The following is a 7,206-nucleotide window of genomic DNA, read 5'->3' on the forward strand; positions in this document are numbered from 1 at the left end:
AAAATTCGTTCGCAAAAACAACCGTCAATTGCATAAGGCAACCATCTTGAAAGGTGGAAAACGAAAATCAAACAAAGCTCCACGATTTGTCAAAGGGTTTCAACTGTTTGACAAGGTGGTGTACGAAGGGAAAGAATGTTTTATATTTGGCAGAAGAAGCAGCGGTTATTTTGACCTTCGGCTGTTAGATGGCACAAAAGTGCATGCTTCAGCAAGCTGGAAAAAACTAAAAAGAGTTGAGTATGCTAGTACATTACTAATTGAAAGGAGGAAGGGCGATTCCTCCCCGACTTTCGCTCTCGCTTAGAAGTCGGGGTCTCCTCGCCTAAAACTGATGAAATGTCATGAGGCTGACATCATTTGTCAGCCTTTAATCGTTTGAAGAAACTCCTCGACTTGTTCGCGTGTTTTTGCATTGGCGCTATGCAAGTGGGCGATTTTTTCGCCGTTTTGGAATACAAGTAAGCTCGGAATGCCCATGACGTTGTATGTTTCCGCAATGTCTGGCACATCGTCGCGATTGATGTCATACCATGTAAATTGTGGGTAAGCGGCAATGACTTCATCCATAAATTGATCCATTCGTACGCAATCTGGGCACCATGTTGTAAAAAATTTCACGACAACAGGTGTAGCCGATGCGATTGCTTGTTCAAATTGTTGTGCGTCTTGTAGCCGTTCCATATGACACGTCCTTTCTTTTGATTTCGTCTTTTATTTTAGCACATGTTTTCGTTTTTTACGTATGAAAAAGCAAGGGGGGAAAGCGATGGATCGATTGGAAAAAGAACTGCAATCGTATGTGCGGGCAAAACATCAAAAGCACGATGCGTTCATGAAGGCGTTTGACTCATGGGGAAAAGAGATGGAGATGACGCTAAACAAACTTGAAAAAATAAATGGGGCGCTATTTCAACAGTTTCAAGCAAACATGAGCGATGCGGAAGCGTTTTTTGCGAAAAAAGAAAAGCAGTTCGCCCGCATGTTTCGGCAAGGAGGGGAATTTTTATAGGAGCGCCCATACCAAATTCATTTGTATGCATATGATGTAAGCGACAACGTTCAAGGAGGTGGAGTCTCATGGGCTTCGGATATTGCGGATATGGTTACGGTGGCTACGGCGGCGGATACGGCGGCGGATACGGTTCAACATTTGTGTTAATCGTCGTGTTGTTCATCTTGTTAATTATCGTTGGTGCAGCGTTCGTTCACTAAAAAGAGACGTTCCAAAGGGTCACGCCTTTGGAACGTTTTTTTTGTTTTTTCATATGCTGAAAAAGAAAAGTGAAGGAGGCGGAGAAAAATGGATCAACATTTTTTTAAAAATATCGAAAAGAAAACGGGCGTCAATATGCAAGACATTTTTGCGCTTGCGAACTCGTTGCAACATGCGAATTTCAAAGATGAAAAAACGGTGCGCGGCATCGTGAAGCGCGTGGCGCAAATCGCTAATCGCAACGTGCCGAAAGAATTGGAAGATAAAATTGTTCAATCGATTATCAACAACGGAAAACAAATGGACTTCAATACGATCGCGAACATGTTAAATAAAAAATAACGAAAAAGCGAAAAGTCTTAGACGAGGCTTTTCGCTTTTGTTTGAGAAGAAAGCAAGCGCGAGGCGGTTGCTTTTTTTAAACGGCGCATGGACGGAACGGAAATAAAGAGACGCTCTTTGGCGCGCGTGACGGCGACGTACAGAAGGCGGCGCTCTTCTTCAAGCGGTGCGACATCGCCGTTTCGGTACGCCTCAAGTGCATAATCGTGAGGCAATAGTCCGTCCACCGCCCCGATGATATATACGATCGGAAATTCTAACCCTTTCGAACGATGAATCGTCATGAGTTGAATGCCGTCATCGCATGTCGTGTTGGCGTACGCTTTGGTGCGCGCGACGTGGGCAAGAAACGCGGGAATCGTTTTAAATTTGCGCGCGACAACTTTTACATCGCGTACGTCATCGGATCCTTTTTCTATCGTATTTCCTTCGTTGCCGCGCTTTTTTAAAAAGTCGCCAAACCCCATTTCTTTTTCAATGAAATCGATCGCCTCAAGCGGCTTCATTTCTTTCACTTTCGCAAATAGCGGAACGATCGTGCGCAATTTTTGTTGTTGAAACGGTGCGATACGATCGAGTTTAGCGAGCGCCTCCACGAGCGAACAGTCTTGTAAAATCGAGATCGCTTTCAAGTCGTTCATGACCGTTTGTTTTAAAAACAACACCGTCGCCACATCGGCAAGCGCTTGTTCGTTGTTCGGATCGATGCTTAATTGAAGGAAGCTTAACAAATAGCGCACGATGCGACGGTTGTAAAATGATTCTCCGTCCGTCGTCACCGGGAGGCGAAGTTGAGCGAGCCGTTCAAAGACGGCGCGCGACGCGGCGTTCGTTCGGCATAAAATAGCGATATCGCTCGGTTTCGCACCTTGTTTCATTCGCTCTTGTATGTCGCATACGATCATCGTCGCTTCTTCTTCCTCATCGTACGGAAAGAAACATATCGGCATATGTGTGCTATCCGTTTGGGCGTTCATTTGTTTCGGAATGCGCGTGCGACTTTTAGAAATAATGCTGTTGGCAAGCGATACGATCGGATGTGGCGAACGATAATTTTCCGTCAACTTTACGATTTTTGTATGTGGAAAATCTTGTTGGAATTGATGAATAAACGATGAATCAGAGCCGCGAAACGCATAAATCGCTTGATCGTCATCGCCGACGGCGCATATATGGTGCGTATGTGACGCAAGCAACTTCATCGTTTCATATTGCACGTTGTTAATGTCTTGAAACTCATCGATGAGAAAATAATGAAACCGCTCTTGATATGGATAGAGCCGCTTTTCATCTGTCCGCAACATGTCATAACATGCATATAACATATCATCAAAGTCAAATACATCAAGCTCGCGCTTTTTTTGTTCGTATTGTGTATATAATTGAACGACGCGCTCGTCCCATTCGGTTTCGATCGCGATGTCAGCAAGGGAAGTAAGCGTATTTTTCCAATACGACATGCGCTGCATCGCTTCATCGTACGGAAAATCGCGCTCATCGATGCCGAGTTCGCGCCCGATTTCTTTTATCATTCGCTCTTTTTGCCAATCGCGGATGAGCCGCTCATGCCGCCAGCGAAACGGATCGGCATGTTGCAACATGCGATAAAATAAGCTATGAAATGTGCCGATTGTCGGCAGGACATCAAGGTTGTATGCATACAGTCGTTCCGCTAGCTCTTTTGCCGCTTTTGTCGTAAAGGTGACGATCATCATGTTTGAAGCTTTCATATGATGATTTGTAATCATTGCTGCAGCCCGTGTCGTCAACGTGCGCGTTTTGCCGCTTCCTGCACCGGCGAGGACGAGAAGCGGTCCTTCGACGTGGCGGACAGCTTCATATTGATCCGCATCGAGCGACACTCCGCATACGATCGTCTGTTTTTTTTCTTTCGCTTGAAACGGTTGGTGTGGTCGAATAGCAACCGCGTTTCCTCGTTGTCGTTCTTCTTTTATGCACGGATTCGAAACATGATAAAAGTGCGGGGCATGTTCAATCGCTAAATGCAAACGAACGATTCCACCGCACATCGGGCACGTCCATTTATTGCGTAAACTTTGTTCGTAAACGAGCTCGTATTTTTCTCGTGGCAATGTATGAAGGTCAAACAATTTGCCGTTATATTGCGCTTTGTTCATCGTAAAAACTCCTTCATGATGTAACGTCAACGTCTATGTTAACAAAACATACAATAAGAGAAAAGGAGTTTTTCGTTAGATGGCGAATGATATAACAAAGGAGGCGATTTGTATGCACATCCCACCGATTCGTTCAAACCCGCTTCATGTCCCGCGCGTCACAAACATACAACGAGCAACAAACGAGAAAAAACAACAAACGTCCCAAAAGAAAAAACGACCTCAAGATCGTTCTTTAAAAAAGCGTTAGTATGATTGTACGTGCATTCCTTTTCCTTCTTGCCATTCGGCGTATAAAATGTCGCTGTAGTTTTCAAACCCCGCATGGCGAATATGTTTTTGAAGCCATTGTTCGTCCCACCCATTTTCTCGTATATTGTCCCAAATGACTTCTCCATCGATAATGACGGTGACGGGCAATGTCGCTTGAGATGCAGATATGTTGTGGTCTTGGCGCGTCGGTTGTTCGTATGGGGCTTTTTTCATGACGCTTACGGTTCCGTCTGTTTCTAAAATGGCGTATTCGACTTCGCGAACGGAAAAGACGTTGCGAGCGCGAAGTAAATGTTGCAGTTGGTTTAAATCAAGCTTCGTTTTTTTCAATGCGTCATATAAAATTTTTCCTTTTGAAATGACGATCACTGGTTTTCCTTCGAGCAATTCACGCAGTTCTTTTTTCTTTTGCGTAATCATTTCAGTTGCGTAAATTAAAAGTCCCCAAAGAGCGATTGCGAACAATACTTGCGCAAGCCCGACATTTGCATCGTATAGCCCGTTTCCGACAAGCTCGCCGAGAACGAGGGCGGAAATGAAGTCAAACGGTGTAATTTGGGTAATTTGTGTTCGTCCGAGTATTTTCGCCATAATAAATAAGGCGATATAACCGACAATGAGTTCGACCGCAATTTGTCCAAATTCGTTCATAACAATATCCTTTCTTCTGTCGCTTCTTTTGTTAGTATGCCAAGTGAAAAAAAAAACATGCGACCGTTATGATCGCATGTTGATTGTTTTGACCATTGTCACATGTGGAATGCCAGCGTCAAGGAAGACGTCTGATACGGTTTCATAGCCGAGTTGTTTGTAAAACGGTTCGGCGTGTGTTTGGGCGTTTAGCTTCACTTTCGTCACGTGCTGTTTCGCGTATTGTTCGATCGCTTCCATCATTTGTTTTCCGATGCCGCGTCCGCGATAAGAAGGAAGGACGCAAATGCGTTCAATTTTACCGACGCCGTCTATTGTGCGAAAGCGACCTGCGGCGATCGGCTTGTCGTCGTCGTATAAAACGAAATGAACGGACTCGCTTTCGAATGCGTCAATTTCTTCTTCCTCTGATACGCCTTGTTCGTCGATAAAGACGGCGCGGCGAACGATCAGGGCGTCGCGCCAAAGCGTTTCCTCTTGTCCGTATTTGACGTACATATGATTATTCCTTTCCGAGATGAAATGTTTCGTATGCCGACCAAGATCCGTTGTCAAGCTGATATAACAGATGGAAGCGGTCGACTTGTTCTTCAAAATGGACAGACTGCATGTTAAAGCGTCCGAATACGTCGGAATATTCGTCGTTTGATAAATCGCGTGCGATCGTAATGTGCGGTACGAACGCATAGTCCGTTTGTTCGACGAACGGTGGACGATGTAATTTTTCATGTAGTTTGATGAGCGGCTCTGTTTTTTCCACTTTTAAATAAATGACATTGTTGACTGGATAAAACGAACTAAATTTCGTGACGCGCAACGTGAATGGCTCTGTTTCGCGCGCGACGTTGCGAAGTTGTTGAACGAGCTCATTGAGCTTGTCCTCTTCCACCTCAAACGCATACTTTAACGTGATATGCGGTGGGATTAAGGCGTAGTGAGAGTCGTACCGTTTACGATACGAATTTGCAAAATCTTGAATTTTTTTTGATGGAAAAATCGCGATACCACATTTCATGCGATTTCCTCCTTTCGTCATTATATTTATATATTATAACAAATTTTCGGAAAATACTGTTACATTTCAATAACTTTTTTTAATCCGATCGGTAAATCCGGTTGCCAGTATGTCCATGAATGATCGCCGTCAAACTCGTGGTAATGATAGCGAACTTGTTTTGTTTGAAGAACGTGAGCAAGCGCACGATTTGGTTCAATGAAATTACGGACAGCACCGTCTGTCGTTTTGACTTCGGTCTCTTTTATGCCGATGGAATGATAAAGCGCAAGCAAATGCCAATTTGAAAAGGATTGTATATGTGCCATCACATCGTCGTTCACATACGGCGACTGCATGACAACTTTTCCGAACGTATGCGGATATGTCATCGCGGTAAGGAGAGAAACGGTTCCTGCGAGCGAATCGCCAATGAGAATGCGGCTTGAGCCGATTTGATATGTTGAAAACTGTTCATCGACAAGCGGCGCAAGCTCGTTTGCTAGAAAGCGCATGTACGCTTCTCGTTTTTTTCCGTTCGGGTGGTATTTGTCATAACGATCGAATACGTCGCGGTATGGCACGCCGATGACGACAGCGCGCACGCCAAGCTCGTCAATGACGCGCCCGATTTTTCCAAACATAAAATAATCTTGACCATCTTGTGCGATGAGGACGAGATGTTTATAAAGTGGTGTGACAGGCTTTGTGCAGTATACGGGCAACGATAATTGTTCATCTAAATGTTGGCTGTGAAGTTTTAACTCCTGCATGTTCTCCCATCCTTTTTCGACGTTGTTCTTTCTTATCGTATCACATTTCGGCATTTTTTGTCGTTGCGTGATATGGTTCTGTTTTTTCATCCAATCGTAAAAATATATTAAAAATTTTGATAAAATATATTTGAGATCCCACTTCTTTCGTGATTATCTTTACATCTTATTGCATGGTTCTCTTATGAACATGTATAGTAAAAGAGAAAGCGAGGTGAACAACGATCATGATGGCGAATCGAGTGGAAAGGCATATGATTTTCGCCACTCATCCGTATTATCCGATGCTCGACGAGTATTGTTTTCGGTCAAAAAATTTGTACAACTTCGCCAACTATCAAGTGAGGCAAACGTTTTTCCAACACGGCACGTATCTTTCTTACAACAAGCTAGACAAGCTGCTGAAAACAGAAGGGATGGATACAGACTATCGAGCGATGCCAATGGCTCAATGTGCTCAACAAACGTTAAGAATGTTGCATCAAAATTGGCAATCATTTTTTAAGTCGATGAAAGATTGGGCAAAAAACAAAGACAAATATACAGGCAGACCGAAACCGCCCAAATATCTCAAAAAAGACGGACGATATGTACTTGTGCTAACGAATCAATCATGCAAAGTCGTCGATGAACAAATCACGTTTCCTGCCTGTTTTCAAGGGTTTCGGTTAAAGACAAACATGAAAGGGAAGCTACAACAAGTCCGATTCGTTCCGAAACACCGCCATATCATCGTCGAAGTCGTTTACAAAATCCCTATTCCAACACAAAAACAAGATAACAACAGATATATCAGTATTGATTTGGGATTAGATAACT

At 43.8% G+C, this 7,206-nt stretch carries 11 protein-coding genes and 1 pseudogene; 6 read left to right on the forward strand and 6 right to left on the reverse strand.

Translation table 11 applies throughout. The features are described from left to right. Positions 1 to 307 (forward strand): annotated as a pseudogene (locus tag BM213_RS13525) (RNA-guided endonuclease IscB); the annotation flags it as partial. A 56-nt stretch (positions 308 to 363) separates the two neighbouring features. On the opposite strand, the gene BM213_RS13530 reads toward BM213_RS13525, so the two are convergent. Continuing rightward, positions 364 to 684, reverse strand: a complete 321-nt coding sequence (locus BM213_RS13530; protein WP_091705013.1) for a thioredoxin family protein — start codon at positions 682 to 684, stop codon at positions 364 to 366. Positions 685 to 769: 85 nt separating this feature from the next. Between BM213_RS13530 and BM213_RS13535 the strand changes: the two genes are divergently transcribed. From BM213_RS13535 to spoVIF, 3 genes are all read left to right on the forward strand, one after another. Next, a complete protein-coding gene (locus BM213_RS13535) occupies positions 770 to 1,012 on the forward strand; it encodes a hypothetical protein (protein ID WP_042536230.1) in 243 nt (80 codons plus the stop codon). 68 nt (positions 1,013 to 1,080) lie between these two features. Further along, entirely contained in the window at positions 1,081 to 1,215 is a 135-nt protein-coding gene (locus BM213_RS13540; RefSeq protein ID WP_004891713.1) for a YjcZ family sporulation protein, read from the forward strand. 88 nt (positions 1,216 to 1,303) lie between these two features. Beyond that, on the forward strand, positions 1,304 to 1,558 hold the full coding sequence (gene spoVIF / locus BM213_RS13545) for a sporulation-specific transcription regulator SpoVIF (protein WP_003395322.1): 255 nt from the start codon (positions 1,304 to 1,306) through the stop codon (positions 1,556 to 1,558). Between the two features lie 17 nt (positions 1,559 to 1,575). Here spoVIF and BM213_RS13550 read toward each other — a convergent pair whose 3' ends face one another. Continuing rightward, positions 1,576 to 3,696 (reverse strand): ATP-dependent helicase, encoded by a 2,121-nt coding sequence (locus BM213_RS13550; protein ID WP_208601924.1) that lies wholly within the window; start codon positions 3,694 to 3,696, stop codon positions 1,576 to 1,578. Between the two features lie 79 nt (positions 3,697 to 3,775). Here BM213_RS13550 and BM213_RS14745 point away from each other — a divergent pair, with 79 nt between their 5' ends. Then, positions 3,776 to 3,946: a hypothetical protein gene (locus tag BM213_RS14745; RefSeq protein ID WP_167357421.1), complete on the forward strand. Its 171-nt coding sequence runs from the start codon at positions 3,776 to 3,778 to the stop codon at positions 3,944 to 3,946. Here the strand turns inward: BM213_RS14745 and BM213_RS13555 are convergent. The 4 genes from BM213_RS13555 to BM213_RS13570 form a co-directional block, all read right to left on the reverse strand. Next, the gene (locus BM213_RS13555; protein ID WP_091705017.1) at positions 3,943 to 4,620 is read right to left on the reverse strand and encodes a DUF421 domain-containing protein; all 678 of its coding nucleotides are present in this window, start codon (positions 4,618 to 4,620) and stop codon (positions 3,943 to 3,945) included. The genes BM213_RS14745 and BM213_RS13555 overlap by 4 nt on opposite strands. 66 nt (positions 4,621 to 4,686) lie before the next feature. Next, on the reverse strand, positions 4,687 to 5,118 hold the full coding sequence (locus tag BM213_RS13560; RefSeq protein WP_091705020.1) for a GNAT family N-acetyltransferase: 432 nt from the start codon (positions 5,116 to 5,118) through the stop codon (positions 4,687 to 4,689). A 4-nt stretch (positions 5,119 to 5,122) separates the two neighbouring features. After that, entirely contained in the window at positions 5,123 to 5,635 is a 513-nt protein-coding gene (locus BM213_RS13565) for a YjcG family protein (RefSeq protein ID WP_091705023.1), read from the reverse strand. A 59-nt stretch (positions 5,636 to 5,694) separates the two neighbouring features. Beyond that, positions 5,695 to 6,387, reverse strand: coding sequence for an alpha/beta hydrolase-fold protein (locus BM213_RS13570; RefSeq protein ID WP_091705026.1), 693 nt, complete (start codon positions 6,385 to 6,387; stop codon positions 5,695 to 5,697). A 227-nt stretch (positions 6,388 to 6,614) separates the two neighbouring features. Here BM213_RS13570 and BM213_RS13575 point away from each other — a divergent pair. Further along, the coding region (locus BM213_RS13575; RefSeq protein ID WP_143091213.1) for an RNA-guided endonuclease InsQ/TnpB family protein at positions 6,615 to 7,206 on the forward strand (592 nt) is incomplete at its 3' end.

Origin of the sequence: Anoxybacillus pushchinoensis (assembly GCF_900111795.1) — a bacterium.
Taxonomy (GTDB): Bacteria; Bacillota; Bacilli; order Bacillales; family Anoxybacillaceae; genus Anoxybacillus; species Anoxybacillus pushchinoensis.